The 25,228-nt window shown below is 62.6% G+C and carries 23 protein-coding genes; 17 read left to right on the top strand and 6 right to left on the bottom strand.

Going from position 1 to position 25,228, the window contains the following annotated elements; genetic code table 11:
* Nucleotides 1-5: 5 nt before the first annotated feature.
* On the bottom strand, nt 6-1,982 hold the full coding sequence (locus tag Q1W26_RS12070) for a monovalent cation:proton antiporter family protein (protein WP_300440279.1): 1,977 nt from the start codon (nt 1,980-1,982) through the stop codon (nt 6-8).
* Nucleotides 1,983-2,061: 79 nt separating this feature from the next.
* Between Q1W26_RS12070 and Q1W26_RS12075 the strand changes: the two genes are divergently transcribed.
* The 5 genes from Q1W26_RS12075 to Q1W26_RS12095 all read left to right on the top strand — a co-directional run bounded on the left by Q1W26_RS12075 (nt 2,062) and on the right by Q1W26_RS12095 (nt 7,532).
* The gene (locus tag Q1W26_RS12075) at nt 2,062-3,054 is read left to right on the top strand and encodes a KpsF/GutQ family sugar-phosphate isomerase (protein WP_300440282.1); all 993 of its coding nucleotides are present in this window, start codon (nt 2,062-2,064) and stop codon (nt 3,052-3,054) included.
* A gap of 37 nt (nt 3,055-3,091) precedes the next feature.
* Complete coding sequence (gene lptC / locus Q1W26_RS12080; protein WP_300440285.1) at nt 3,092-3,676, top strand: LPS export ABC transporter periplasmic protein LptC; 585 nt, start codon at nt 3,092-3,094, stop codon at nt 3,674-3,676.
* Nucleotides 3,673-4,227 carry a lipopolysaccharide transport periplasmic protein LptA gene (gene lptA, locus Q1W26_RS12085; protein WP_300440288.1) on the top strand — a complete coding sequence of 185 codons (555 nt, stop codon included), beginning with the start codon at nt 3,673-3,675 and terminating at the stop codon, nt 4,225-4,227. Before lptC ends, lptA begins: the two co-directional genes overlap by 4 nt.
* Nucleotides 4,228-4,466: 239 nt before the next feature.
* Nucleotides 4,467-5,027 (top strand): phasin family protein, encoded by a 561-nt coding sequence (locus Q1W26_RS12090; RefSeq protein WP_300440291.1) that lies wholly within the window; start codon nt 4,467-4,469, stop codon nt 5,025-5,027.
* Nucleotides 5,028-5,294: 267 nt separating this feature from the next.
* Nucleotides 5,295-7,532: an NADP-dependent isocitrate dehydrogenase gene (locus Q1W26_RS12095; protein ID WP_300440294.1), complete on the top strand. Its 2,238-nt coding sequence runs from the start codon at nt 5,295-5,297 to the stop codon at nt 7,530-7,532.
* A 114-nt stretch (nt 7,533-7,646) separates the two neighbouring features.
* Here the strand turns inward: Q1W26_RS12095 and icd are convergent, their stop codons facing one another.
* Entirely contained in the window at nt 7,647-8,891 is a 1,245-nt protein-coding gene (icd, locus tag Q1W26_RS12100) for an NADP-dependent isocitrate dehydrogenase (RefSeq protein ID WP_300440296.1), read from the bottom strand.
* Nucleotides 8,892-9,232: 341 nt separating this feature from the next.
* Between icd and aceK the strand changes: the two genes are divergently transcribed.
* Both aceK and Q1W26_RS12110 read left to right on the top strand, forming a co-directional pair.
* The gene (gene aceK / locus Q1W26_RS12105; RefSeq protein ID WP_300440299.1) at nt 9,233-11,023 is read left to right on the top strand and encodes a bifunctional isocitrate dehydrogenase kinase/phosphatase; all 1,791 of its coding nucleotides are present in this window, start codon (nt 9,233-9,235) and stop codon (nt 11,021-11,023) included.
* A gap of 142 nt (nt 11,024-11,165) precedes the next feature.
* A complete protein-coding gene (locus Q1W26_RS12110) occupies nt 11,166-13,811 on the top strand; it encodes a 3-hydroxybutyrate oligomer hydrolase family protein (protein ID WP_300440302.1) in 2,646 nt (881 codons plus the stop codon).
* 69 nt (nt 13,812-13,880) lie between these two features.
* Here Q1W26_RS12110 and Q1W26_RS12115 read toward each other — a convergent pair whose 3' ends face one another.
* Genes Q1W26_RS12115 through coaBC form a run of 3 tightly spaced genes read right to left on the bottom strand, consistent with a single transcriptional unit; the run spans nt 13,881 to nt 15,975 of the window.
* On the bottom strand, nt 13,881-14,309 hold the full coding sequence (locus Q1W26_RS12115; RefSeq protein ID WP_300440304.1) for an NUDIX domain-containing protein: 429 nt from the start codon (nt 14,307-14,309) through the stop codon (nt 13,881-13,883).
* Entirely contained in the window at nt 14,309-14,758 is a 450-nt protein-coding gene (gene dut, locus Q1W26_RS12120; RefSeq protein ID WP_300440307.1) for a dUTP diphosphatase, read from the bottom strand. Before dut ends, Q1W26_RS12115 begins: the two co-directional genes overlap by 1 nt.
* Nucleotides 14,759-14,784: 26 nt before the next feature.
* Nucleotides 14,785-15,975 carry a bifunctional phosphopantothenoylcysteine decarboxylase/phosphopantothenate--cysteine ligase CoaBC gene (gene coaBC, locus Q1W26_RS12125; protein WP_300440310.1) on the bottom strand — a complete coding sequence of 397 codons (1,191 nt, stop codon included), beginning with the start codon at nt 15,973-15,975 and terminating at the stop codon, nt 14,785-14,787.
* Between the two features lie 47 nt (nt 15,976-16,022).
* Between coaBC and radC the strand changes: the two genes are divergently transcribed.
* From radC to rpmG, 3 genes are all read left to right on the top strand, one after another.
* Nucleotides 16,023-16,700 (top strand): DNA repair protein RadC, encoded by a 678-nt coding sequence (gene radC, locus Q1W26_RS12130; RefSeq protein WP_300440312.1) that lies wholly within the window; start codon nt 16,023-16,025, stop codon nt 16,698-16,700.
* 118 nt (nt 16,701-16,818) lie between these two features.
* On the top strand, nt 16,819-17,055 hold the full coding sequence (gene rpmB / locus Q1W26_RS12135; protein WP_153161167.1) for a 50S ribosomal protein L28: 237 nt from the start codon (nt 16,819-16,821) through the stop codon (nt 17,053-17,055).
* A 28-nt stretch (nt 17,056-17,083) separates the two neighbouring features.
* Nucleotides 17,084-17,251: a 50S ribosomal protein L33 gene (rpmG, locus tag Q1W26_RS12140; RefSeq protein WP_148577838.1), complete on the top strand. Its 168-nt coding sequence runs from the start codon at nt 17,084-17,086 to the stop codon at nt 17,249-17,251.
* A gap of 231 nt (nt 17,252-17,482) precedes the next feature.
* Here the strand turns inward: rpmG and Q1W26_RS12145 are convergent, their stop codons facing one another.
* On the bottom strand, nt 17,483-17,686 hold the full coding sequence (locus Q1W26_RS12145; RefSeq protein ID WP_300440315.1) for a cold-shock protein: 204 nt from the start codon (nt 17,684-17,686) through the stop codon (nt 17,483-17,485).
* 403 nt (nt 17,687-18,089) lie between these two features.
* Here Q1W26_RS12145 and clpS point away from each other — a divergent pair, with 403 nt between their 5' ends.
* The 7 genes from clpS to Q1W26_RS12180 all read left to right on the top strand — a co-directional run bounded on the left by clpS (nt 18,090) and on the right by Q1W26_RS12180 (nt 25,183).
* A complete protein-coding gene (gene clpS, locus Q1W26_RS12150; protein WP_300440318.1) occupies nt 18,090-18,398 on the top strand; it encodes an ATP-dependent Clp protease adapter ClpS in 309 nt (102 codons plus the stop codon).
* Between the two features lies 1 nt (nt 18,399).
* The gene (clpA, locus tag Q1W26_RS12155) at nt 18,400-20,676 is read left to right on the top strand and encodes an ATP-dependent Clp protease ATP-binding subunit ClpA (protein WP_300440321.1); all 2,277 of its coding nucleotides are present in this window, start codon (nt 18,400-18,402) and stop codon (nt 20,674-20,676) included.
* A gap of 99 nt (nt 20,677-20,775) precedes the next feature.
* A complete protein-coding gene (gene rraA, locus Q1W26_RS12160) occupies nt 20,776-21,255 on the top strand; it encodes a ribonuclease E activity regulator RraA (protein WP_300440324.1) in 480 nt (159 codons plus the stop codon).
* Nucleotides 21,256-21,570: 315 nt separating this feature from the next.
* Nucleotides 21,571-22,884, top strand: a complete 1,314-nt coding sequence (gene aceA / locus Q1W26_RS12165; protein ID WP_300440327.1) for an isocitrate lyase — start codon at nt 21,571-21,573, stop codon at nt 22,882-22,884.
* Nucleotides 22,885-23,034: 150 nt separating this feature from the next.
* Nucleotides 23,035-23,898, top strand: a complete 864-nt coding sequence (locus Q1W26_RS12170; RefSeq protein WP_300440330.1) for a DMT family transporter — start codon at nt 23,035-23,037, stop codon at nt 23,896-23,898.
* 60 nt (nt 23,899-23,958) lie between these two features.
* Entirely contained in the window at nt 23,959-24,321 is a 363-nt protein-coding gene (locus Q1W26_RS12175; protein ID WP_300440332.1) for an STAS/SEC14 domain-containing protein, read from the top strand.
* 10 nt (nt 24,322-24,331) lie between these two features.
* On the top strand, nt 24,332-25,183 hold the full coding sequence (locus tag Q1W26_RS12180; protein WP_300440335.1) for a sulfurtransferase: 852 nt from the start codon (nt 24,332-24,334) through the stop codon (nt 25,181-25,183).
* The last annotated feature ends 45 nt before the right edge of the window (nt 25,184-25,228 follow it).

Consider the following 25,228-nt stretch of genomic DNA (forward strand, 5'->3'; position numbering starts at 1 on the left):
ACCGCCTACACGCCCTTGAGCAGGCGGGTTTCGGCGCCAGACAACTGCGACGGCGTCCCCAGCAACACCAGCACATCATCCTGAGCCAGCCGCATGCCTGGCTCGGGATCGATCAGTCGCACACGCTGCCGGCGCAGCGCGCTGATTTCCACGCCATGCTCCTGGAGACGCAGATCGGCCAGACTCTTGCCGATCGCGTTGGCCCCGGCATTCAGCGTCACCGAATGCAGCCGGATTTGCTGACGCTCCTCCAGCGCCTCCTCATGGAGGTGCTCGCCGCCCCGATACACGCCGCGCAGCAGGTGATAGCGCTCGGCGCGAATCTCCCGGATGCGTTTGAGAATGCGCGGCAACGGAACGCCCACCAGCGCCAGCGCGTGAGAGGCCAGCATCAGCGACGACTCGACCGCCTCCGGCACCACCTCGGCCGCCCCCGCCTCGCGCAGACGATCGAGGTCCACCTCGTCCGCGGTGCGCACCACCACCGGCACATCCGGCCGGCAACTGCGCACCATGCTCATCGCACGTAGCGCGGCCTCGGTGTCGGCATAGGTGATGACCACCACCGACGCCCGCGAGATTCCGGCCGCCATCAGGGTTTCACGCTTCGCCGCGTCGCCGAACACCACCGTCTCGCCCGCCGCCGCCGCGTCGCGCACCCGCTCCGGGTCGAGATCGAGCGCGATGTAGGTGATTCCCTCCTGTTCGAGCAGGCGCCCAAGGTATTGGCCATTGCGACCAAAACCGCAGAGGATCGCGTGCTTGTCCACGAACATCGACTGGGTCGCGATACTGGTCAGCTGGAGCGAACGGCTCATCCATTCGGATGGCACCAGGCGCAACACGATTTTCTCGCTGGCCTGCACGATCAGTGGCGCCAGCAGCATCGACAATACCAACGCCGCCACCACCACTTGCGACAGCGCAGCCGGCAGCAGTTTCGCCTCGCCGACCTGCGACAGCAGCACGAAGCCGAATTCACCGCCCGCACACAACCACAGGCCGGTGCGTGCCGCCGTGCCCTGCGGGCTGCCCAGCATGCGCGAGGCGGCCCCGACGATGACGAACTTCCCGACCAGCAAGGCCGCCAGCATCGCCAACACCGCCGGCAGGCTGAGGATGATCCGGCCGACATCAAGAAACATGCCGACGGTTACAAAGAACAGGCCCAGCAGCACGTCGCGGAAAGGCTTGATGTCCTCTTCCACGTGGTAACGGTACTCGGTTTCGGAAATCAGCATGCCGGCCAGAAAGGCGCCCAGCGCCATCGACAGACCGACGATTTCGGTCAGCCAGGCCAGGCCCAGCGTGATGAACAAAACGTTCAGCATGAACAGCTCGGCCGATTTCTGCCGCGCAACCAGGTAAAACCAGCGCCGCATCAGGCCCTGCCCGAAAAACAGCACCACCCCCAGCAACACCGCCGCCTTTGCCGTTGCCAGCGCCAGCGTGCCGAGCAGCGCATCGGTCGGCTGCGACAGCGCGGGAATCAGTATCAGCAGGGGCACCACCGCCAGATCCTGAAACAGCAACACGCCTATCGTTTCCCGCCCGTGCTTCGAATCCAGCTCGAGACGATCGGACAGCAATTTGGAAAGGATCGCCGTCGACGACATGGCCAGGGTGCCGCCCAGAGCAAAACTCGCGCCCCAGCCCAGTCCGGCCAGCCTGCCGACAAGCATGACCAGCACGATCGACGCCAGTACCTGCATCGCCCCAAGCCCGAAGACGATGCGCTTCATGCTGTAAAGCCGCGGCAACGAGAACTCCAGCCCGATCGTGAACATCAGGAAGACGACCCCGAATTCGGCCAGGTAGCGGGCCCCGCCGGTGTCCGGCATGAGGTTCATCGCATGCGGCCCGACGGCGGCCCCGACCATCAGGTAGCCAAGCACCGGCGGCAGGTTCAGGGAACGGAAAATCCCGACCACAAGCACAGCGCCGGCAAGCAGGGCGAGCACCAACTCGAGGGTATTGATCATGGGGGTTTGCGAGGACGCCCGAAGCGGGCGAAATAGTCGTTCTGATATACTCCTGAGCCCGATTATACCTACGCTGCCCATGAGCTCAGCCCCTATTGCCGCCCCGCACGACCGCATTCTCGAGCTCGCCCGCCGCGTTCTCGAGATCGAGGCCAACGCGGTTCACGCGCTGGCCGACAGGCTGGATGCAGGCTTCGCGGCCGCCATCGAGCTGATCCTTGCCTCAAAGGGCCGGGTCATCGTCTCCGGCGTCGGCAAGTCGGGCCACATCGGCCGCAAGTTCGCGGCCACCCTTGCCAGCACCGGCACCCCGGCCTACTTCGTGCATGCCGCCGAAGCCGCCCACGGCGACCTGGGCATGATCACCGCCGACGACGTGCTGATCGCCATTTCCTACTCCGGCTCCGGCGAAGAACTCCTCAAGATCGTTCCCCTCGTCAAGCGCCAGGGCGCCCGTCTGATCGCCATCACCGGCAATCCGGAGTCGCCCCTCGCCCTCGAAGCGGACGTACACCTCGACGGCTCGGTGAAAGAAGAAGCCTGCCCGCTGAACCTGGCCCCCACCGCCAGCACCACCGCGGCCCTCGCCCTGTCCGACGCCCTCGCGGTGGCCCTCCTTGATGCCCGCGGCTTCGGCGCCGAAGACTTTGCCCGCTCGCACCCGGGCGGCACCCTCGGCCGCCGCCTGCTGACCCACGTGTCGGATGTGATGCGCAGCGGCAAGGCGGTGCCGCAAGTCCCCGAAAACGCCCTGCTCGCCGACGCCCTGATGGAAATGACCCGCGCCGGCATGGGCATGACCGCGATCGTCGATGCCGACCAGCACATCATCGGCATCTACACCGACGGCGATTTGCGGCGCTCCCTCGCCAGCAACTGCGACTTCACCACCGCCCGCGTGGCCGATGTGATGAGCCGTGGGCCCAAAACGATCCAGGCCGAAGCGCTGGCCGTCGAAGCCGCCGAAATCATGGAAACCCGGCGCATCAGCCAGCTGCTGGTCACCAACCGGGATGGATGCCTCATCGGCGCCCTCAATCACCACGATCTCATGCTCGCAAAGGTCATCTGATGTCCTTCGCCCTGCCACAACTCATGCAGAGCCCCCGATGAACGGTCGCGGCCACAGCCTTTTCCCGCTCATCGTGCTGACCCTGCTCGCCGGCGTGTCCGTCTGGCTCGACCGGATAACCCAGCAGGAGCCGGTTGCCAAGACGGATAGAACCCGCCACGAGGCAGACTTCACCGCCGACAAGCTCACCCTGCGCCGCTTCGACCCCACCGGCAAGATCCAGTACGTGCTGGTCGCCGACAGCATGGTGCATTACGCCGACGACGAATCCACCGAACTGGTGCGCCCGCGCCTCAACTACCTCAACCGGCCGGAGCCGGTCTGGGTCGAGTCCAATTTCGCCACCGTCAGCAAGGACGGGGCAACCGTCGTTCTCACCGACGACGTTTTTCTGCGCCGCGCAGCCCACGCCGGCAAGCCGGAATCGACGCTGCGCACCGAAGCGATGACCGTCTGGCCCGACGATGAGAAAATGCGTAGCGACAAGCCGGTCACCCTGACCCAGGGCAAGACGGTCATCACCGCCGAGCGCATGGAAAGCGACAACATCGTTGGCGAAGTCCGGCTGCAAGGCCAGGTCCGCGGCACCCTCTACCGAAATACCCCGACGCCGAAACCATGAAACCAGCCCCCCGGCAGCTCGCCACCCTCGTCACCCTCGCCCTCCTGGCCATCGCCTCACCGGCGGCCCACGCAGAAAAGGCGGACCGCACCAAGCCCGTCAACATCGAGGCCGACCGGGTAACGGTGGACGACAAGAACAAGATCCACATCTTCGAAGGCCACGTCGTGCTGACCCAGGGCACACTAACTCTGCGCAGCGACAAACTCGTCGTCAGCCAGGACATCGAGGGCTACCAGCGCGGCATTGCCACTGGTGGCGAAGGTGGCCTCGCGCGCTTTCGCCAGAAGCGCGAAGGCAAGAACGAATGGGTCGAGGGCGAAGGCGAGCGCATCGAACACGACGCCCGCAGCGAACTGTCCCAGTTCTTCCAGCGCGGCCGGGTGAAAAGCGGCACGGACGAAGTCCGCGGCCAGTACATCCAGTTCAATGGCGCAACCGAAACCTATCTCGTGACCAACGGCCCCAACGCCACGACCATCCCCAGCCAGCAGGGGCGCGTCCAGGTCACCATCCAGCCCAAGAAGAAAGACGGCGCCACTCTTCCCTGATCAGTCCGCCCGCGTGCGCAGCCGCTTTCCCGCTGCGCAGCGACCCCGGCGGGCAGCACGGTCAACCCCATGTTTTAAAACAGGTTTGAACCGCCAGAACATTTTTGCTGCGATGCAACAAAAATGTGTTGACAGCGCCTGCGACGTGAATATAATTGACTCCAATGCTGCAACGCACCAAAACGGAGCGCTGCACAACCGGATTCAAGTTAGCAAATTCACTCTAGGAGATTATTACCATGACTACCGCCGAACAATTCGTCGCTGCCAACAAGACCAACGTTGAAACCCTGCTGACCCTGGCCAACACCGCCTTCGCCAGCGCCGAGCGCATTGCCGCCCTGAACCTGAACACCGCCCGCGCCGTTCTGGAAGACACCGTTGCTTCCACCAAGGCCCTGCTGGCTGTCAAGGACGTGCAAGAGCTGGTTGCCCTGCAATCCACCCTGGCCCAGCCGCTGGTCGAAAAGACTGTTGCCTACTCCCGCAGCATCTACGAAATCGCCTCCCAGACCCAGGAAGAAGTTTCCAAGGTTTTCGAAGCCCAGGTTGCTGAAGCCAACAAGACCTTCGCCGCCGCCCTCGACAAGGCTGCCAAGTCCGCTCCGGCTGGCTCCGACGTCGCTGTCGCCGCTGTCAAGTCCGCCATCGCCGCCGCCAACTCCGCTTACGACAGCGTGACCAAGGCTGCCAAGCAAGTGGCCGAAATCGCCGAAGCCAACGTTGCCGCCGCCACCAGCGCCACCGTCAAGGCTGTCAGCACCACGACTCCCGCCAAGTCCTCCAAGAAGGTTGCCTAATAGGCTGCCCGACTGGACGGTGAAGCCTCCGGGCCTCACCTGACTGGCTGAAAAAGCCCGCACTGCCTCGGCAGCGCGGGCTTTTTTGCATTCTTGCGGGCTCAATCTTTCTCGTCAAATTCCTGGAATCGGCAACGGTTTGGATGCAGAGCCGCGGTATACGTGATATTTTTCCCAAGTTGTGAAATCGCATTTCACAAGCGAGCCGGGCTATCGAGGGATGCTCGGGAGTGTCGTCAAAAAAATTCAATACTGAGGGATGGATTCATGGCTACTGGGAAATCGAAGATCATTTACACGCTCACGGACGAAGCGCCTCTGCTGGCCACGTGTGCATTCCTTCCCATCATCCGGACCTTCACCGGGCCCGCAGGCATTGAAATCGAAAAGGCCGACATCTCCGTGTCCGCCCGTGTCCTCGCCGAGTTCTCCGAGTGTCTGAGCGACGAGCAGAAGGTACCGAACACCCTGGCCGAACTGGGCAAGAAGACCCTCGAGCCGGACGTGAACATCATCAAGCTGCCCAACATCAGCGCCTCCGTGGGCCAGCTGAAGGCCTGCGTGAAGGAACTGCAAGCCAAGGGCTACCCCATCCCCGACTACCCGGAATCTCCGACCACCGACGAAGAAAAAGCCATCGTCACCCGCTACGGCAAGTGCCTGGGCTCTGCGGTCAACCCGGTTCTGCGCGAAGGCAACTCCGATCGCCGCGCACCGCTGGCCGTCAAGAATTACGCCCGCAAGAACCCGCACTCCATGGGCGAATGGAAGCCTTGGTCCCGGACCCACGTGTCCCACATGCACCACGGCGACTTCTACCACGGCGAAAAGTCCATTACCCTGGACAAGGCGCGCAACGTGCGCATGGAACTGATCGCCAAGGGTGGCAAGATCACGGTGCTCAAGCCGAAGCTCGCCCTGCTGGAAGGCGAGATCATCGACTCCATGTTCATGAGCAAGAAGGCGCTGTGCGACTTCTACGAGCGCGAACTCGAGGACTGCCGCGAGTCCGGCATCCTGTTCTCGCTGCACGTCAAGGCCACGATGATGAAGGTGTCCCACCCCATCGTGTTCGGCCACTGCGTCAGGATTTTCTACAAGGAAGCCTTCGAGAAGCACGAAGCGCTTTTCAACGAACTGGGCATCAACGTCAATAACGGCATGGTCGATCTGTACGAAAAGATCAAAACCCTGCCGGAATCCAAGCGCGACGAGATCATCCGCGACCTGCACGCCTGTCAGGAACATCGTCCGAAGCTGGCGATGGTCGACTCGGCCAAGGGCATCACCAACTTCCACTCCCCGAACGACGTCATCGTCGACGCCTCCATGCCGGCCATGATCCGTCAGGGCGGCAAGATGTGGGGCGCCGACGGCAAGCAGTACGACAGCAAGTGCGTGATGCCGGAATCGACCTTCGCCCGCATCTACCAGGAGATGATCAACTTCTGCAAGACCAACGGCAACTTCGACCCGAAGACCATGGGCACCGTGCCCAACGTCGGTCTGATGGCCCAGAAGGCCGAAGAGTACGGCTCCCACGACAAGACCTTCGAAATTCTCGAAGACGGCATCGCCAACATTGTCGACATCGACTCCGGCGAAGTGCTGCTCACCCAGAACGTGGAAGCCGGTGACATCTGGCGCATGTGTCAAGTCAAGGATGCACCGATCCGCGACTGGGTCAAACTGGCCGTCACCCGTGCGCGCAACTCGAACACGCCCGCCGTCTTCTGGCTGGACCCCTACCGTCCCCACGAAGCCGAACTGATCAAGAAGGTTCAAACCTACCTGAAGGATCACGACACCACCGGTCTGGACATCCACATCATGTCCCAGGTTCGCGCCATGCGCTTCACCCTGGAGCGCGTGATCCGTGGTCTCGACACCATCTCCGTGACCGGCAACATCCTGCGCGACTACCTCACCGACCTGTTCCCGATCATGGAACTCGGCACTTCCGCCAAGATGCTGTCCATCGTTCCGTTGATGGCCGGCGGCGGCATGTACGAAACCGGTGCTGGCGGCTCCGCGCCGAAGCACGTACAGCAGCTCACCGAGGAAAACCACCTGCGCTGGGATTCGCTGGGTGAATTCCTCGCCCTCGCCGTCTCGCTGGAAGATCTGGGCCTCAAGACCGGCAACAAGCGTGCCGGACTGCTCGCCAGGACCCTCGACGCCGCCACCGGCAAGCTGCTGGACAACCGCAAGTCACCCTCGCCCAAGACCGGCGAACTCGACAACCGCGGCTCCCAGTTCTACCTGGCCATGTACTGGGCCCTGGAGCTGGCCAACCAGACCGAGGACGCCGAACTGGCTGCACACTTCGGCAAGCTGGCCAAGCTGCTGACCGAAAGCGAAGCGCAGATCGTTGCCGAACTGAAGACCGTACAGGGCAAGGCTGTGGATATCGGTGGCTACTACAAGGCCGACTCCGAAAAGTGCAAGGCCGTCATGCGCCCGAGCCCCACGCTGAACGCCGCCCTGAAGGCAGTCCGCGCCTAAGCTGAACACACCCTGCCCGCAAACCACCGCGGGCAAAGGGCAAAGAGACGGGGGCATCCTGAAACGGATGCCCCCGTTTTTCATGGGTCGGCCAATACAGCCAATGCGGCCAGCTTACATGCGGGCAATCATCGCATCACCAAACTCGGAACAAGACAGCTCGTTGGCGCCTTCCATCAGGCGGGCGAAGTCGTAGGTGACCTGCTTGTCGCCAATGGCCGCCTCCATGGAACGAATCACCAGCTCGGCGGCCTCCTTCCAGCCCATGTGACGCAGCATCATTTCGGCCGACAGGATCAGCGAACCGGGGTTCACCTTGTCCAGGCCGGCGTACTTCGGTGCAGTGCCGTGGGTGGCTTCAAAACAGGCGTATTTATCGGAGATGTTGGCCCCCGGGGCGATTCCGATACCGCCGACCTGCGCCGCCAGCGCATCGGAGATGTAGTCGCCGTTGAGGTTGCAGCAGGCAATCACGTCGTACTCGGCCGGACGCAGCAGGATCTGCTGCAGGAAGGCGTCGGCGATGGCGTCCTTGACGACGATCTCGCGACCGGTCTTCGGGTTGGTGAACCTGCACCACGGGCCTCCGTCGATCGGCTCGGCGCCGAACTCCTGCTTTGCCAGCTCATAGCCCACGTCACGGAACAGGCCTTCCGTGAACTTCATGATGTTGCCCTTATGCACCAGGGTCACGCTCTTGCGGTCGTTGTCGATGGCGTACTTCATGGCCGCGCGAACCAGCCGTTGAGAACCCTCGACCGACACCGGCTTGATGCCGATACCGCAGTGCTCCGGAAAGCGGATCTTCTTGACGCCCATCTCGTCCCTGAGAAACTTGATGACTTTCAGCGCCCCTTCAGAATCCGCCGCCCATTCGATGCCGGCGTAGATGTCCTCGGTGTTCTCGCGAAAAATCGCCATGTCGGTCTTGGTGGGATCCTTCAGCGGCGAGGGCACGCCCTTGAAATAACGCACCGGGCGCAAGCACTGGTACAAGTCCAGCTCCTGGCGCAGCGCCACGTTGAGCGAGCGTATCCCCCCACCCACCGGCGTGGTCATCGGCCCCTTGATGGACACGGAATATTCCTTGAGGGCGTCGAAGGTTTCCTTCGGCAACCACTCGTCGGGGCCGTAGAGCTGGGTGGATTTCTCACCGGCATAGACTTCCATCCAGTGAATCTTCTTCTTGCCGCCGTAGGCCTTTTCAACTGCGGCATCGATGACCTTGATCATCACCGGGGTGATATCCACCCCGATACCATCCCCTTCGATGAAGGGAATGATCGGGTTGTCGGGCGTAGCCTGGCCCGGAACGATTTTCTGACCGCCAGCCGGCACCTTGATGAAAGAAGTACTCATTCCAACTCCCTCGAATAATTTTCCGATGTGTGGACGAACCGGCCGGTTTGTGTAGCGCCAAGCGCAATCGAGCACCCGCAGAACAGCTCCGTGCGCAGAGCGGCGCGCCCCGCCGACTCACGGCCTGCGCCGTTCAACCCCGTTGCCGGGACGGTGCAGGCTGCAATGATTATGGCTGAAATGGCAGCGTGCCGACAGCGCCCCCCGCACGCCCGTTTTACGGCGCCGCAGCATGCCTTCCAGCAGAAATCCCGGTGCTAAACTCGAAGCCTGATCCGGGCCGGAACGGCGCCGGCCCGCACCGCAAAAACGCATCCAAATGCTGATTCGGGGGAAGAACGATGGAGGCCAGCACCAACGAAAAACCGGTCGCCCAGGCGATTGCGCAAGCCATGATCGAGGGCTTCAACAAGCACTACCGGATCTTCCGCGAGACATCCCGGCGGGCCAAGGAGAGCTACGAAGCCGCCGACTGGCAGGGCCAGCTGTCAGCGGTGCGCGACCGGGTGCAGTTTTACGACGACCGGGTGAACGAAGCCGTGCAGCGCCTGCACGAAGAGTTCAACGCCGAATCCATCGACGACGCCACCTGGCAGGCGGCCAAGCTCCACTTCATCGGCCTTCTGATCAACCACAAGCAGCCCGAGCTGGCCGAAACCTTCTTCAACTCGGTCACCACCAAGATCCTGCACCGGGAATACTTCAGCAACGAGTACATCTTCACCCGGCCAGCCATCTCCACCGACTACATCGAATCCTTCCCGCCCACCTATTCCAGCTACTACCCGGCCGACGAAAGCCTGCGCAGCACCATCCGGCGCATCATCGAAGACTTCGACTGGCAGCTCCCCTTCGAAAACCTCGACCGGGACGTGGGTTACGTGATGCGCACGGTCGAAAAACATCTGGGCGACTGGCCGAAGATGGAGGTCAACTGCCAGCTCCAGATCCTCTACTCGGCCTTCTACCGCAACAAAACCGCCTACATCATCGGCAAGGCCATCAACGGCTACCAGGAATACCCCTTCGTGATCGCGGTGCGCCACGGCAGCTCGGGCATGCTCTACCTGGACACCATCCTGCTCGACACCTGGCGCATCTCGCTGCTGTTCTCGCTGTCGCGCGCCTACTTCCTGGTGGATATGGAAGTACCGTCGGGCTACGTGCAGTTCCTCCGCGGCATCATGCCCAACAAGCCGCGCTCCGAGCTTTACACCATGATCGGCCTCGGCAAGCAGGGCAAAACCAACTTCTTCCGCGATCTTGTCGCCCACCTGCGCCACTCCAACGACCAGTTCATCGAGGCGCCCGGCATCCGCGGCCTGGTGATGCTGGTGTTCACGCTGCCGTCCTACCCTTATGTCTTCAAGATCATCAAGGACGTGTTCGGCAGCTCCAAGAACATGGATCGCGCCACCGTCAAAAAAAAATACCTGCTGGTCCGGCAGGTGGACCGGGTCGGACGCATGGCCGACACCCTGGAATTTTCCAACGTCGCCCTGCCCCGCAGCCGCTTTCACCCGGATCTCATCGCCCAGCTGCGGCTACTCGCCCCCTCCGTGATCGAGGAGGCCGGCGACAGCCTGGTCATCAAGCACCTCTACATCGAGCGCCGCATGACGCCGCTCAACCTTTACCTCGACAAGGCCACCGAAGAGCAGGTCGACCACGCCGTGCGCGAATACGGCCAGGCCATCAGCGAGCTGGCCATCGCCAACATCTTCCCTGGCGACATGCTGTGGAAGAACTTCGGCGTCACCCGCTACGGCCGCGTCGTGTTCTACGACTACGACGAGATCGAGTACATGACCGACTGCAACTTCCGCAAGATTCCTCCAGCGCCCAACGAAGAAGCCGAAATGGCCAGCGAGCCCTGGTATTCGGTCGGGCCGCGGGATGTCTTTCCGGAAGAATTCGCCACTTTCCTGCTCGGCCAGCCCAGGATCCGCAAGGCCTTCATGAAACACCACCGCCAACTGCTCGACGCCCGCTTCTGGCAGGACGCCCAGCAAAAAATCCGCGACGGCTACGTCGAGGATTTTTACCCCTATCCCGCCGAACTGCGCTTCTGCAACGCCTTTGCCGACGAAGCCCCAGCACCATCCGGACAAGCCGCGCCGCCGCCCTTCTGAGCCTCGAAAGAGCGCCGGCCGACCCGGCGTTTTTATGCAGATTCAGGTAAACCCCAGTGTCGCCCTCCGCCTGCAGGCACCACCATGGCATTGAAGTCGCTACCCGGATGGCACTTCCAAAACCAATAAATGGAGGAGACACATGAAACACCGTTTTCGCTTGCGAGCCCTCGCCCTTGCAGTCGGCAGCACCCTGATCCTGTCCGCCTGCGGAGGCGGCGGAGGAAGCAACCGCAGCAACAGCACGCTAAGCGGCATCGCGGCCGAAGGCCTGGCCATCTCCAATGCCACCATCAGCATCAAGGATGCCCGGGGCACCACCCGCAGCGTGACCACCGACGCCAGCGGCAACTACCAGTTCGACACCGCCGGCCTCACCTTCCCGCTGATGCTCCAGATCACCGGCAGCAAGGGCATCTGGCATGCCATCGTCACCAGCGACGATCTCGGCAAGCCGGCCAACATCAACAACGCCACCAACAGCGTCGCCCTCCTCGCCCTCGGCGCCAGCTCCGGCGCCACCCTCCAGGCCGCCTTCGCCGCAGGCAGCTTCAGCACGGTGAGCGGTGCAGCCGTTCAGGAAGCCGACCGCAAACTCCTCGACGCCCTCGAAGCCGAACTCGGCAAGCGCCCCGAAAGCCTTCGCACGGCGCGCTTTACGCCCGGCACGCCCGACGCCGACGGTGACGAGACCGATCGCCTCCTCACGCTGGTCAACACCCGCCCGACGAGCGGCGGCGGCTTCGGCACCTACAACGTCATGCCCGAGCACGTCTGGCCCGACAGCTACACCACCCAAACCTACGACGGCACGAACGACGACCTGCTCACCGCCGGCTACGGCACAAGCGGCCTCGCCGGCGCAACCACCGCACTCTTCGGCAACGCCGCCAACCTGCGCCGCTACGCCATTCATACCAACTACCGGGCCCTGATCGACGCCAACAAGGCCACCGGCGGCTTCGGCACACTCTATGGCCCCAACATCGCCATCGACGGCAGCCCGACCCTCGGCGAAGGCAAGATCCCCGGCCTCGAAGCCATCGCCTACTCGGGCGATGCCAGCGGCAAGCGCAAGGTCACGCTGATGGTGCAGGTGCCCGACAGCTTCAACATCGCCGCCCCGTGCATCGTCACCGCCACCTCGTCGGGCTCCCGCGGCATCTACGGCGCCATCGCAACCGCCGGCGAGTGGGGCCTCAAGCACGGCTGCGCCGTCGCCTACACCGACAAGGGCAGCGGCAACGGCATGCACGATCTCGCCCGCGACACCGTCAACCTGATCGACGGCACCGTTTCCCCGGCCAGCACCGCCGGCAAACACGCCCACTTCGCCGCCGATATTTCCAAAACCCAGCTCGACGCCTTCAACCTCGCCTTCCCCGAGCGCATCGCCTACAAACACGCCCATTCCGGCCAGAACCCCGAAAAGGACTGGGGCCGCAACACGCTGGACGCGGTCGCCTTCGCCTTCTACGTGCTCAACGAAAAATATTCACAGGCTGACGCCACCGGCCAAAAGCCACGCCTCATACGCCCCGGCAACACCGTGGTGATCGCCTCGTCGGTCTCCAACGGCGCTGGCGCCGCCCTGATGGCCGCTGAACAGGACAAGCTCGGCCTCATCGACGGCGTCGCCGTCAGCGAACCGCAAATCCAGCCCCGGGATGTAAGCGGCCTCGCCATCAGGCAGGGCAGCAGCACCGTCGCCACGATCGGCAAGCCGCTGATCGACTACTTCACCTACGCCAACCTCTACCAGCCCTGCGCCGCCCTGGCCACCGCAGCCGCCAACTCACCGCCCGCCGCCGCGCTGCAGCTTTATGCTGCCAACCGCTGCACATCGCTGAAGGAAAAAGGCCTGCTCGGCGCCACCACGCCCCTGGCCCAGGCCAATGAAGCCCTCGAAAAACTCCACGCCTACGGCTGGAGCAGCGAGCACGACCTCTACCACGCCACCCATCACGCCTTCGCCACCCCGTCCATCGTCGTCACCTACCTCAACACCCTCGGACGCTTCAGCGTAACGGACAACGTCTGCCACTTCAGCTTCGCCACCACCGGAACAGGTGGCGTCGTCGCGGCAACATCAAGCGCCGTGCAATCCATGATCTTCTCGATCGGCAACGGCGTGCCGCCCACCGGCGGGATCAACCTGGTTTACAACGATGCAGTCGGCGGCCCCACGCGGGACATCAACGCAAAATCCCCCTCCACCAACCGGGCCGACAGCGCCCTCGACGGAGCCCTGTGCGCCCGCGCGCTGGTCACAGGCATCGATCCTGTTACCGGCGCCAAGCTCACCGGCACGCTGCTCGCGCAGTCGGAAAAAGTGCAAAGAGGAATTCGCGAAGTGCAGGTGGAAGGCCGGCTCGGCGGCAAGCCGGCAATCATCGTGTCGGGCCGCTCCGACACCCTGATTCCGGTCAACCACGCCTCCCGAGCCTATGTGGGCGCCAACCGTAAAGCCGAGGAAAACAGCAAGTTGCACTACTACGAGGTTACCAACGCCCAGCATTTCGACAGCTTCATCGACCTGCTGCCGGGCTACGACACCCGCCTCATCCCGCTGCACGTGTACTTCAACCAGGCCATGGACCTGATGTTCGCCCACCTCAAGAACGGCACCGCCCTGCCCGCATCCCAGGTTGTGCGGACCACGCCGCGCAGCGGCACGGACGGCAGTGCGCCGCCGATCACCGCGGCCAACGTCCCGCCCATTGCGGCAACTCCGGCCGCAGGCGACGTCATCAGTTACAGCAACAGCACCCTCAGCGTGCCCGACTGACCCGCCCCGGCATCTCGTTAAAAAGCCCGGCTCGAAACGAGCCGGGCTTTTTGTTTCAGCGTGTCACCGTCAAACCCAGCCAGATTCGCTGATCCACGGCCCGGGGCCCGCAGCCAGCGCGTCCCGGATGTAGGGCACGACGGCCTCCGGCAAGGCATCCGGCGAGCACCAGCACAAATCATCGCAGCGATGCGGCTCGGCAATCGAAGGCTCGCCCGACCACCCCCCGGCGCTCAGAAAAAAATCAATGCGGTTTGTGTCGGATCTTCGGTGCACAACGCCAACCACCGCCAGCGAAGCCTCGTCAAGCTCGATGCCCAGCTCCTCGCGCATTTCGCGCACCGCGGTGGTACGCAGCGATTCGCCCTCCTCCACATGCCCGCCCGGCAGGCTGTAGAGGCCATCGAAAAACCCCGTTCCGGCTCGCCGCATCAGCAGCACGCGCCCGTCCCGCTCAAGCAGCACGTGCACGCCGGCAGGAATTCCGGCGTGGCGCATCAGTGCTTCCCCGTGCTTCCAAAGCCACTCTCGCCGCGTTCGCTCGCGTCGAAGGTTTCAACCACGTTGAACGCCACCTGCAGCACCGGCACCACCACCAGCTGGGCTACGCGCTCCATCGGCTGAATGGTGAAATGCTCGTGGCCGCGATTCCAGACCGACACGAAAATCTGCCCCTGGTAGTCCGAATCGATCAGCCCGACAAGATTGCCCAATACGATGCCGTGCTTGTGGCCCAGGCCCGAGCGCGGCAGGATCATCGCTGCCAGCCCGGGGTCAGCCAGGTGAATGGCAATGCCGGTGGGCACCAGCGTCGTGTGACCGGGCGCCAGAACCTGCGGCGCATCAAGGCAGGCCCGCAGATCCAGACCGGCCGCGCCGGCCGTGGCATAGGCCGGCGGCTGCTGCCGGAGGCGGTCGTCGAGAATCTGGATATCAATGCTGTGCATGGTCGTTTTGCTCACGAATTGAGGTTTCAGTTTTTGGGCAGCAGGCGGGCCATGTGGGCAACGATGTCCCGCGCCACGTCGGGCTTGGGTGCCTTCGGCAGCGGATGCCGGCCGGCATCGTCAAAAAGCACCACCTCGTTGTCGTCGCCGCCCAGGCCGTCCTGCACCAGGTTACCGACGATCAACGACAATTTCTTGGCCTTGCGCTTGCCTTCGGAGTACTCGTCCAGGTTGCGGCTTTCCGCCGCGAAACCCACGCAGAACGGTGGATTCGGAAGGCCGGCAACATCGGCGAGAATATCCGGGTTGGGCGTCAGCGTAATGCTCATCTCCGCTCCGGATTTCTTGATCTTGTGTTCAGCCGAATTGGCCGGGCGGTAGTCGGCCACCGCCGCCACGCCGATGAAAACATCCGCGCCGGGCAGCGCGGCAAACACCGCTTCGCGCATTTCCAGCGCACTTTTCACGCTGACCCGCGTGCAGCCCGCCGGCACCGGCAACGCCACCGGGCCGCTCACCAGAGTGACCTCGGCCCCCGCCTGCTCGCAGGCGCGGGCCAGCCCGTAGGCCATCTTGCCCGAACTGGAATTGGTAATACCGCGCACCGGGTCTATCGCCTCGAAAGTTGGCCCGGCCGTCATCACGATACGCCGCCCGGCCAGCACCTTGGGCTGGAAGAAACCGATCACCGCCTCGCACAAGGCTTCTGGCTCCAGCATGCGCCCGAGGCCGACTTCGCCGCAGGCCTGCTCGCCGGCAGCCGGCCCGAACAGGGTCACGCCGTCGGCCACCAGTTGCGCCCCATTGCGGCGGGTGGCCGGGTGCTCCCACATCTGGCGGTTCATCGCCGGCGCCACCAGCAGCGGACAATCCCGCGCCAGGCACAGGGTCGTGAGCAGATCGTCGGCCAGGCCATGCGCCAGCTTCGCCATCAGATCGGCCGTCGCCGGTGCCACCAGAATCGCATCCGCATCCCGGGTCAGGTCGATATGCGCCATGTTGTTATCCATGCGCGGATCCCACAGATCGGTCCACACCCGGTTGCCGGACAAGGCCTGGAAGGTCACCGCGGTGACGAAACGCGCCCCGCCTTCGGTGAGCACAACATGCACATCCGCCCCCGCCTTGCCGAGCAATCGCACCAGCTCCGCAGCCTTGTAGGCCGCAACCCCGCCGGTCACGCCCAGCACCACTTTCCTGCCCTTAAGTTCACTCATGCCAGTGGTATTATCCGGATCCTTCAGAAGCTAGAATTGTACACGCCATGGCAATCACCGACTGGCCTGCCGACGAACGCCCGCGAGAGCGCCTGCTCGCCCGCGGCGCAGCCGCGCTGTCCGACGCCGAACTGCTGGCACTTTTCCTGCGGGTCGGCATCCGCGGCAAAAGCGCCGTCGACCTGGCGCGCGACCTGATCAAGCATTTCGGCAGTCTCTCCTCGCTTTGCGCAGCTTCGGCACCGGCCTTCTCGGCCATTCCCGGCATGGGCCTCGCCAAATACGCCCAGCTCCAGGCCGTCCTTGAACTCGCCCGCCGCGCCCTTGGCGAGGAAATGGCCCGGCGCGACGTACTCGACTCGCCGGCCGCCGTACGCGACTGGCTGCGCCTCAAACTGGGGCAACTCCCCCACGAAGTCTTCATGATCCTGCTTCTTGATGCCCAGAACCGGGTGCTGAACAGTGAAGAACTCTTCCGCGGCACCCTGTCGCAAACCTCCGTCTATCCACGCGAAGTCGTCAAGCTGGTCCTCGAACGCAACGCCGCCGCGGTCATCCTGGCCCACAACCACCCTTCCGGCGTCGGCGAGCCCAGCCACGCGGATCAGGCCCTGACCGAAACCCTCAAAAAAGCGCTCGCGCTGGTTGATGTACGGGTACTCGACCACTTCATCGTCGCCGGCAACGCCACTCCGGTATCCTTCGCCGAGCGCGGCCTGCTATAGCTTTCCAGCCGCCGCAGCGGTCATCCGTTACACCGATTGCACCAAGGCCTTGATTAGAGTGAACTTAGTCGCTTATAATCGAGAGTCTTACCGAATCAAAACAAGTTTGGAGCAACAAATGGCTCGCGTTTGCCAAGTGACCGGAAAAGCACCGATGGTGGGCAACAATGTTTCCCACGCGAACAACAAAACCAAGCGCCGTTTCCTCCCGAACCTGCAAAACCGCAAGTTCTGGAGCGAAGCCGAAAACCGCTGGGTGCGCCTGCGCGTATCCAACGCTGCCCTGCGCACCATTGACAAAAAAGGCATCGACGAAGTCGTCGCAGAGCTCCGCGCTCGCGGCGAGAAGGTCTAAGCCGTTTAACACCTGGAGATAGATCGACATGGCAAAAGGCGGCCGCGAAAAGATCAAGCTCGAGTCCACTGCTGGGACCGGGCACTTTTACACCACATCCAAGAACAAGCGCACCACCCCGGGCAAGCTTGAGTTCAACAAGTACGACCCGGTCGTGCGCAAGCACGTGGCATACAAGGAAGTGAAGCTCAAGTAATTGCTTCCGGTACGCGATTACCGCTTGTTGCCCTAGAAAAACCCGCCTCGAGCGGGTTTTTTTCTGCCCGCTCACCTGGCTGCTTTTTGCTCACAACCAAACACCGGGCAAATTCGGAACAAAGCATCCGCCGGGCAAGAATGGCCTGCACAAAACAAAACCGCCGGCACACTTTCGTGTGCCGGCGGTCTGGATCACGACGCAGGGGAAACCCCTACTCAATCGCGAAAATCAAGCACGCTGAATGTTCGAAGCTTGCTTGCCCTTCGGGCCTTGAGTGATGTCGAACTGAACCTTATCCCCCTCCTTCAGCGACTTGAACCCGGCCATCGTGATGGCGGAGAAGTGCGCGAACAGGTCTTCACTACCATCGTCCGGCGTAATGAAGCCGAAGCCCTTGGCGTCGTTGAACCACTTAACAGTACCAGTTGCCATATTGCAAATTCCTTCTTGATTTCAGTAATACGATCCGGACTTCCGGGGGTGCGGCCGAACCCGGCCAGGCGGCAGAATTTACAAAGAATTTCAAAGACGTTGTCCAAAAAACTCTTTGCATGAAGCGCCGCCAGAACCTTAGGCGCGAACACACTATTGCTTTTACGTGACTTACCCCATCGCGTCAACGCATTTTATAAGCCACCACAATTGCTGCATTACAACAATTCTTTCCGGAGTTTTGATGGTTTTGGGTACAAAAACAATCAAAACCCTTATGTTCTAGCGACTTATTTTTTATTGCAGCGCAACAATTGCCCACACTCAAAGCACACAGCCACGCGCCGAAAAACTGTGCCAATTGTCTCTTGCACAATCATCGCGGTTGTTTAGAATGAGTCGCATGGTCATCAAAAAACAGGAAGAATCGGCTATCGAATCAGAGGTCACGCGGGTCAAGCCGCCGCCCCTCTACAAGGTCATGCTCCTTAATGACGATTTCACCCCGATGGATTTCGTGGTGGCCGTGATACAGAAATTCTTTGCCATGGACCGCGAACAAGCAACGCGGATCATGCTCAAAGTCCACAGAGAGGGCGTTGGGGTGTGCGGAGTCTTCCCGCGGGACATCGCCGCAACCAAGGTCGAGCAGGTCATCGCGTACGCGCGCCAGCATCAGCATCCGCTGGCATGCGTCATGGAGGAAAACTGAAATGATCGCGCAAGAGCTTGAAGTCAGTCTGCACATGGCTTTTGTCGAAGCCCGACAAAAGCGCCATGAGTTCATCACCGTGGAGCATCTTCTGCTTGCGCTCCTGGACAATCCCTCCGCTGCAGAGGTTCTGCGGGCTTGCGCCACGAAGACCGACGAACTGCGCAAGGAACTGACCAACTTCGTAAACGAACACACACCCAAGGTCGAAGGCACCGAAGACATCGACACCCAGCCCACCCTGGGCTTCCAGCGGGTGATCCAGCGCGCGATCCTGCACGTCCAGTCTTCCGGCAAGAAAGAAGTCACCGGCGCCAATGTGCTCGTCGCGATCTTCGGCGAGAAGGATTCCCACGCCGTCTATTTCCTCCAGCGGCAGAACATTTCGCGCCTCGACGTGGTGAACTTCATTTCCCACGGCATCACCAAAACGCCTCAGCCGGGCACCACTCCGCAACGCCCTTCGGGCGAATCCGAGCAGGGCGAGCAGGAACAGGAAGCCGGCAGCGCCGGCGGCGCGCTCGACAACTACACGCAAAACCTCAACCAGCAGGCCATGCTTGGCAAGATCGATCCGCTGATCGGCCGCGAGAAGGAGGTCGAGCGGGTCATCCAGACACTCTGCAGGCGCCGCAAGAACAATCCGCTGCTGGTCGGTGAAGCCGGCGTTGGCAAGACCGCCATCGCCGAAGGCCTGGCGCGGCGCATCGTCGAAGGCCGGGTGCCCGACATCCTGGCCGACGCCCAGGTCTACGCCCTCGACATGGGCGCACTCCTGGCAGGCACCAAATACAGGGGCGACTTCGAACAGCGCCTCAAGGCCGTGCTCAAGCAGCTCACCGAGCACCAGAACGCCATACTTTTCATCGACGAGATCCACACTCTCATCGGGGCCGGCGCGGCATCCGGCGGTACGCTGGATGCCTCCAACCTGCTCAAGCCCGCCCTGTCGTCCGGGCAGCTGAAGTGCATCGGCGCCACCACCTACACCGAGTTCCGGCAGATCTTCGAGAAAGACCACGCCCTCTCGAGGCGCTTCCAGAAGGTGGATGTCGTCGAGCCGTCGGTCATTGAAACCGTCGAGATCCTCAAGGGCCTCAAGTCGCGTTTCGAGCAGCACCACGGCATCAAGTATTCCGCCTCGGCTCTGTCGAGCGCCGCCGAGCTGTCAGCCCGCTACATCAATGACCGTCACCTGCCCGACAAGGCCATCGACGTCATCGACGAAGCCGGTGCTGCCCAGCGAATCCTGCCCAAGTCGCGTCAGAAGAAGCTCATCGGCAAAACGGAGATCGAGGAGATCGTCGCCAAGATCGCCCGCATTCCGCCGCGCAATGTTTCCAACGACGACCGCGCGGCCCTCAAGACGCTCGATCGCGACCTGCGCAACGTCGTCTTCGGCCAGGATCCGGCGATCGAAGCCCTCGCCAAGGCGATCAAGATGTCCCGCTCCGGCCTCGGCAACCCGCAGAAGCCGATCGGCGCCTTCCTGTTCAGCGGCCCAACCGGCGTCGGCAAAACCGAAGTCGCCCGCCAACTGGCCTACACGCTGGGCATAGAACTGGTGCGCTTCGACATGTCCGAATACATGGAACGCCATGCCGTGTCGCGGCTGATCGGCGCCCCGCCGGGCTACGTCGGTTTTGACCAGGGCGGCCTCCTGACCGAACAGGTCAACAAGAAGCCCCACTGCGTGCTGCTCCTTGATGAAATCGAAAAGGCTCACCCGGACATCTACAACATCCTTCTGCAGGTGATGGATCACGGCACGCTGACCGACAACAACGGCCGGCAGGCCGACTTCCGTAACGTCATCCTGATCATGACCACCAACGCCGGCGCCGAGTCGATGCAGAAGTCCGTCATCGGCTTCTCGGCCAAGCGTGAAGTGGGTGACGAGATGGCCGAGATCAAGCGCCTGTTCTCACCCGAGTTCCGCAACCGCCTTGATGCCACCATTTCCTTCAAATCGCTGGATCCGGAAATCATCATGCGGGTGGTGGACAAGTTCCTGACCCAGCTCGAAGCCCAGCTCCACGAGAAGAAGGTGGATGCCCACTTCACCGACAAGCTCAAGGAATGGCTCGGCCGCGAAGGTTTCGATCCGCTGATGGGCGCCCGCCCGATGGCCCGCCTGATCCAGGACACGATCCGTTCGGCGCTCGCCGACGAACTCCTGTTCGGGCGCCTGGCCGGCGGCGGCAGCGTCATCATCGACATCGACAGCCAGGGCAAGGTGCAGCTGCAATTCGAGGAAATGGCGGAAGCTGCGGTATAGTTTTCGTTCGCCTCGAAGCTCATGACACGCGGGCGGCCTTGGCCGCCCGTTTTATTTGTGCGGCGTTTTTTCGCTCGCTTTCGATTTCACGGAGTAGCCATGGAATTCCAGACCACCGATCTTTGCGACGCCAACGAAGGCAAGGTACGCGCCGTCGCCCCCATGTTCCGCAGCTTTGGAGGCAGAGCCCGCTTTGCCGGCCCGATCCGCACTCTGAAAGTTTTCGAGGATAACGCGCTGGTCCGCTCGACGCTCGAAGGCCCCGGCCAGGGCTGTGTGCTGGTGGTCGATGGGGGCGGCTCGATGCGCTGCGCGATGGTCGGCGACCAGCTCGCCCTGCTCGGCGTGAAGAATGGCTGGGCCGGAATCGTCGTCTACGGCTGCATCCGTGACTCCGGCCCGATCGCCGGCATGGACATCGGCGTCTTCGCCCTCGGCACCCATCCGATGAAGAGCATCAAGAAAGGCGCCGGCGATGTGGACATCCCGGTGAGCTTCGGCGGCGTGAGCTTTACGCCCGGGCAGTGGCTGTATGCCGACGAGGATGGCGTGATCGTTTCGGAGTCGCCGCTACTGTAAGTCACGCAAAGAACGACGCGGTGCAGCGATTTTTTATTTCACAAACCTCAACAGCGTTTTAACAGGTGAAATAAAAAAATTAAGACTTTGATTTAATGAAACTATTTATTTCTTATGTCTTATATAAGACCTATTGCTGCCATGCAAAATCATCCCTATACTCTCATCTGTTGATCGACGTACCGGAATGAGTCACCCCTCGACCCGCCGGCACCGGTCAAGCAGCTCAGGAGTTCGCGCACGACACTGCCCTTTAGAGGCAACTGCCTGCGTAATCCGGCTTTCCCTTGTCTCAACATCATTTAAGGATTTCACATGTCCCTGACTCGCGAACAGCAAATTGCCGCTCTGGAAAAAGACTGGGCCGAAAACCCCCGCTGGAAGCTCGTCAAGCGCGGTTACTCCGCGGCCGACGTCGTTCGCCTGCGCGGCAGCCTGCAGCCTGAGCACACCCTGGCCCAGCGCGGTGCAGAGACGCTGTGGAACAAGGTCAACGGCGGCGCCAAGAAGGGCTACGTGAATGCCTTCGGCGCAATCTCTGCCGGTCAGGCCATGCAGCAAGCCAAGGCCGGCCTCGAAGCCGTGTATCTGTCCGGCTGGCAGGTCGCTGCCGACGGCAACACCTCCGAAACCATGTACCCGGACCAGTCGCTGTACGCCTACGACTCCGTGCCGACCATGGTTCGCCGCATCAACAACACCTTCAAGCGTGCTGACGAGATCCAGTGGGCCCGTGGCATCAACCCGGGCGACGAAGCCTTCGTCGACTACTTCCTGCCGATCGTTGCCGACGCTGAAGCCGGTTTCGGCGGCGTGCTGAACGCCTTCGAACTGATGAAGAACATGATCGCCGCCGGTGCTGCGGGTGTTCACTTCGAAGACCAGCTGGCTGCCGTCAAGAAGTGTGGCCACATGGGTGGCAAGGTGCTCGTTCCGACCCAGGAAGCCTGTGAGAAGCTGATCTCCGCTCGTTTCGCCGCCGACGTGATGGGCGTTCCGACCCTGATCCTGGCCCGTACCGATGCCGAAGCCGCCAACCTGATCACCTCCGATCACGACGCCAACGACAAGCCCTTCCTGACCGGTGAGCGCACCCAGGAAGGCTTCTACCGCGTCAAGAACGGTCTCGAGCAGGCCATCAGCCGCGGCGTTGCCTACGCCCCCTACGCCGACCTGGTGTGGTGCGAAACCGGCACGCCCGACCTCGGCTTTGCCCGTGAATTCGCCCAGGCCGTGCAGGCTGCCTGCCCCGGCAAGCTGCTGTCTTACAACTGCTCGCCCTCTTTCAACTGGAAGAAGAACCTTGACGATGCCACCATCGCCAAGTTCCAGGACGAGCTGTCCGCACTGGGCTACAAGTACCAGTTCATCACCCTGGCCGGCATCCACATCAACTGGTTCAACACCTTCCAGTTCGCCCACGCCTACGCCCGCGGCGAAGGCATGAAGCACTACACCGAAATGGTGCAGGAACCCGAATTCGCCGCTCGCGAAAAGGGCTACACCTTCGTGTCGCACCAGCAGGAAGTCGGCGCTGGCTACTTCGACGACGTGACCACCGTGATCCAGGGCGGCTCCTCCAGCGTCAAGGCACTCACCGGCTCCACCGAAGAAGAACAGTTCCACTAAGACCCCGATCGCCGGCCCCTCGCCGGCGCGCTTGGTTGAAGACCCCCGCGGGTGCGAACCCCGGGGGTTTTTTCATGCCCGGCGGCCGGAGATGGGCCGGGGAAGCCCGCTCCGGTAGAATCACCGGCCGCCTTCAGCCTCCCCCGCCCCATGCAATCCCTCTGGATGATCGTAGCCAGCCTGCTGTTTGCCTGCATGGGGGTGTGCGTCAAACTGGGTTCGGCCCATTTCTCCACCGGCGAACTGGTGTTCTACCGCGGCTTCGTCGGTTTCCTGCTGATGTTGATGCTGACGCATCTGCAAGGGATACCCCGGACCACGCCGCACTGGCGCCTGCAGGTATCGCGCGGGCTCTCCGGCACCGTGTCGCTGATGTGCTACTTCTTCGCGCTCGGCATCCTGCCGCTGGCCACCGCAGTCACCCTCGCCTACACCTCGCCGCTGTTCGTCGCCCTGCTGCTCGTCCTGTGGTTTCGGGAACGACTCGGAATCAAGGCTTTCGCCGCTATCGGCCTGGGATTTGTCGGCGTCGTGCTGCTGCTCAAGCCAACGCTTCAGGCCGAGCAGTGGGTCGGCGCGCTCGCCGGGCTCGGCTCCGGCCTGATCGCCAGCGTGGCCTACGTCAATGTTCGCGAACTCGGCCGTGCTGGCGAGCCGGAAGCCCGCACGGTGCTGTGGTTCTCCGGCGTCACCAGCCTCTTTGGCCTGGCGTGGGCGCTGGCGGCCGGCGAGCTGCACGCCATCGACTCAGAGCGAGCAGCCATCATTCTCGGCGTCGGCGGCTTTGGTGGCTGTGCCCAGCTCGCCATGACCCGGGCCTATCGTTACGGCAAGACGGTCGTCTCGGCCAACCTGTCCTACTCGACAGTGATTTTTTCCAGCCTGTTCGGCGTGGCGCTGTGGAACGAGCGCCTGCCGTGGACCTCGATCGCGGCAATCGCCGTCATCATCGCCAGCGGCGTGCTGGTTTCCCTTTCCTCCCGGCAAACCACGCCGGCAGCGGAGTCTGATTGAAGCGGGTGCACCGCGGGACTACACTGACGGCATCCCGTCATTTCCCAAAGGAAGCAGGCCATGATCACCACCGAAAACAAGGAAAACCGGGTCAACATCACGGTCTTCAGCGAGTTCACGCTGGCCGACTTCAAAGAGTTCGAAGAGGCCGTCAATTACAAGGTGCGCTTCGAGGGGCCGGTGAACCTGCTGTTCGACCTGCGCGAGATGAGCGGCTTCACCGTCGACATGGCGCTGGAAGAAATCCGCTTCGCCCGCGCCCATTCCAGCGACTTCGCCCGCATCGCGATCCTCACGGACGATCAGTGGATCACCTGGAGCGCCTGGCTGTCGCAGATTTTCGTCGATGCCAAGGTCCGCGTCTTCGAGGATGCGGACGACGCAGAAGCCTGGCTCAGCGGCATCGAATCACCCGTTGTCTGAGAACCCTATCGTGCCCGCGCCCTTCACGAGCCTCGTCAGCGTTCACGAACTGGCCGCCCAGGCCACGCCCGCATGGCGGATATTCGACTGCCGCTTCAACCTGGCCGATCCGCCGGCCGGCCGTCAGGCCTACGCTGCCGGTCATCTGCCGGGAGCATTTTTTCTCGACCTGAACGAAGATCTCTCCGGTCCGCTGTCGGGCCTCAACGGCCGCCATCCCCTGCCCGACCCGCAACTGCTGGCGGACAAGCTCGGCAGCCTCGGCGTCGGGCCCGAAACCCAGGTGGTGGCCTACGATGACGCAGGCGGCATGTTCGCCTCCCGCCTGTGGTGGTTGCTGCGCTGGCTCGGGCACACCCGCGTCGCCGTTCTCAACGGCGGCATCCAGGCCTGGACCGGCAGCGGGCGTCCCCTTGCCACCGAGCGCCCCGAAGCGATCGCCACACGCTTCACGCCCAAACTGCAGAAATGCATGCGGGCCGATGCCGACTACGTTCACAGCCACCTGGGCAGCCCGGACATGCTGCTCATCGACGCCCGGGCGCCCGACCGCTTCCGCGGCGAAAACGAAACCCTCGACCCCGTCGGCGGCCACATTCCGGGCGCCATCAACCGCTTTTTCAGGGACAACCTGGATGCCAACGGCTGCTTCAAGCAGGCAGCCTGCCTGCAGGAAGAATTCGGCAAGCTGATCAAGGGGGGCGACGCTCACGCGGTCGTCCATCAGTGCGGCTCCGGCGTCACCGCCTGTCACAATCTGCTGGCCATGGAAGTGGCCGGACTGTCCGGCGCCAAACTCTATGCCGGCTCCTGGAGCGAGTGGTGCTCGGATCCGGCCAGACCCATAACAACGGGCCCCTGAAGGCCCGTAGCACCTGCCCGCAGCACGCGGGCAGGCAACACAACG

Origin of the sequence: Zoogloea sp., assembly GCF_030157465.1 — a bacterium.
Lineage (GTDB): Bacteria > Pseudomonadota > Gammaproteobacteria > Burkholderiales > Rhodocyclaceae > Zoogloea.

What these genes read in the sequence shown, in the direction of transcription:
- Q1W26_RS12070 (WP_300440279.1), bottom strand. Translation starts at nt 1,982, where the DNA reads ATGATCAATACCCTCGAGTTGGTGCTCGCCCTGCTTGCCGGCGCTGTG.
- Q1W26_RS12075 (WP_300440282.1), top strand. Translation starts at nt 2,062, where the DNA reads ATGAGCTCAGCCCCTATTGCCGCCCCGCACGACCGCATTCTCGAGCTC.
- lptC (WP_300440285.1), top strand. Translation starts at nt 3,092, where the DNA reads ATGAACGGTCGCGGCCACAGCCTTTTCCCGCTCATCGTGCTGACCCTG.
- lptA (WP_300440288.1), top strand. Translation starts at nt 3,673, where the DNA reads ATGAAACCAGCCCCCCGGCAGCTCGCCACCCTCGTCACCCTCGCCCTC.
- Q1W26_RS12090 (WP_300440291.1), top strand. Translation starts at nt 4,467, where the DNA reads ATGACTACCGCCGAACAATTCGTCGCTGCCAACAAGACCAACGTTGAA.
- Q1W26_RS12095 (WP_300440294.1), top strand. Translation starts at nt 5,295, where the DNA reads ATGGCTACTGGGAAATCGAAGATCATTTACACGCTCACGGACGAAGCG.
- icd (WP_300440296.1), bottom strand. Translation starts at nt 8,891, where the DNA reads ATGAGTACTTCTTTCATCAAGGTGCCGGCTGGCGGTCAGAAAATCGTT.
- aceK (WP_300440299.1), top strand. Translation starts at nt 9,233, where the DNA reads ATGGAGGCCAGCACCAACGAAAAACCGGTCGCCCAGGCGATTGCGCAA.
- Q1W26_RS12110 (WP_300440302.1), top strand. Translation starts at nt 11,166, where the DNA reads ATGAAACACCGTTTTCGCTTGCGAGCCCTCGCCCTTGCAGTCGGCAGC.
- Q1W26_RS12115 (WP_300440304.1), bottom strand. Translation starts at nt 14,309, where the DNA reads ATGCGCCACGCCGGAATTCCTGCCGGCGTGCACGTGCTGCTTGAGCGG.
- dut (WP_300440307.1), bottom strand. Translation starts at nt 14,758, where the DNA reads ATGCACAGCATTGATATCCAGATTCTCGACGACCGCCTCCGGCAGCAG.
- coaBC (WP_300440310.1), bottom strand. Translation starts at nt 15,975, where the DNA reads ATGAGTGAACTTAAGGGCAGGAAAGTGGTGCTGGGCGTGACCGGCGGG.
- radC (WP_300440312.1), top strand. Translation starts at nt 16,023, where the DNA reads ATGGCAATCACCGACTGGCCTGCCGACGAACGCCCGCGAGAGCGCCTG.
- rpmB (WP_153161167.1), top strand. Translation starts at nt 16,819, where the DNA reads ATGGCTCGCGTTTGCCAAGTGACCGGAAAAGCACCGATGGTGGGCAAC.
- rpmG (WP_148577838.1), top strand. Translation starts at nt 17,084, where the DNA reads ATGGCAAAAGGCGGCCGCGAAAAGATCAAGCTCGAGTCCACTGCTGGG.
- Q1W26_RS12145 (WP_300440315.1), bottom strand. Translation starts at nt 17,686, where the DNA reads ATGGCAACTGGTACTGTTAAGTGGTTCAACGACGCCAAGGGCTTCGGC.
- clpS (WP_300440318.1), top strand. Translation starts at nt 18,090, where the DNA reads ATGGTCATCAAAAAACAGGAAGAATCGGCTATCGAATCAGAGGTCACG.
- clpA (WP_300440321.1), top strand. Translation starts at nt 18,400, where the DNA reads ATGATCGCGCAAGAGCTTGAAGTCAGTCTGCACATGGCTTTTGTCGAA.
- rraA (WP_300440324.1), top strand. Translation starts at nt 20,776, where the DNA reads ATGGAATTCCAGACCACCGATCTTTGCGACGCCAACGAAGGCAAGGTA.
- aceA (WP_300440327.1), top strand. Translation starts at nt 21,571, where the DNA reads ATGTCCCTGACTCGCGAACAGCAAATTGCCGCTCTGGAAAAAGACTGG.
- Q1W26_RS12170 (WP_300440330.1), top strand. Translation starts at nt 23,035, where the DNA reads ATGCAATCCCTCTGGATGATCGTAGCCAGCCTGCTGTTTGCCTGCATG.
- Q1W26_RS12175 (WP_300440332.1), top strand. Translation starts at nt 23,959, where the DNA reads ATGATCACCACCGAAAACAAGGAAAACCGGGTCAACATCACGGTCTTC.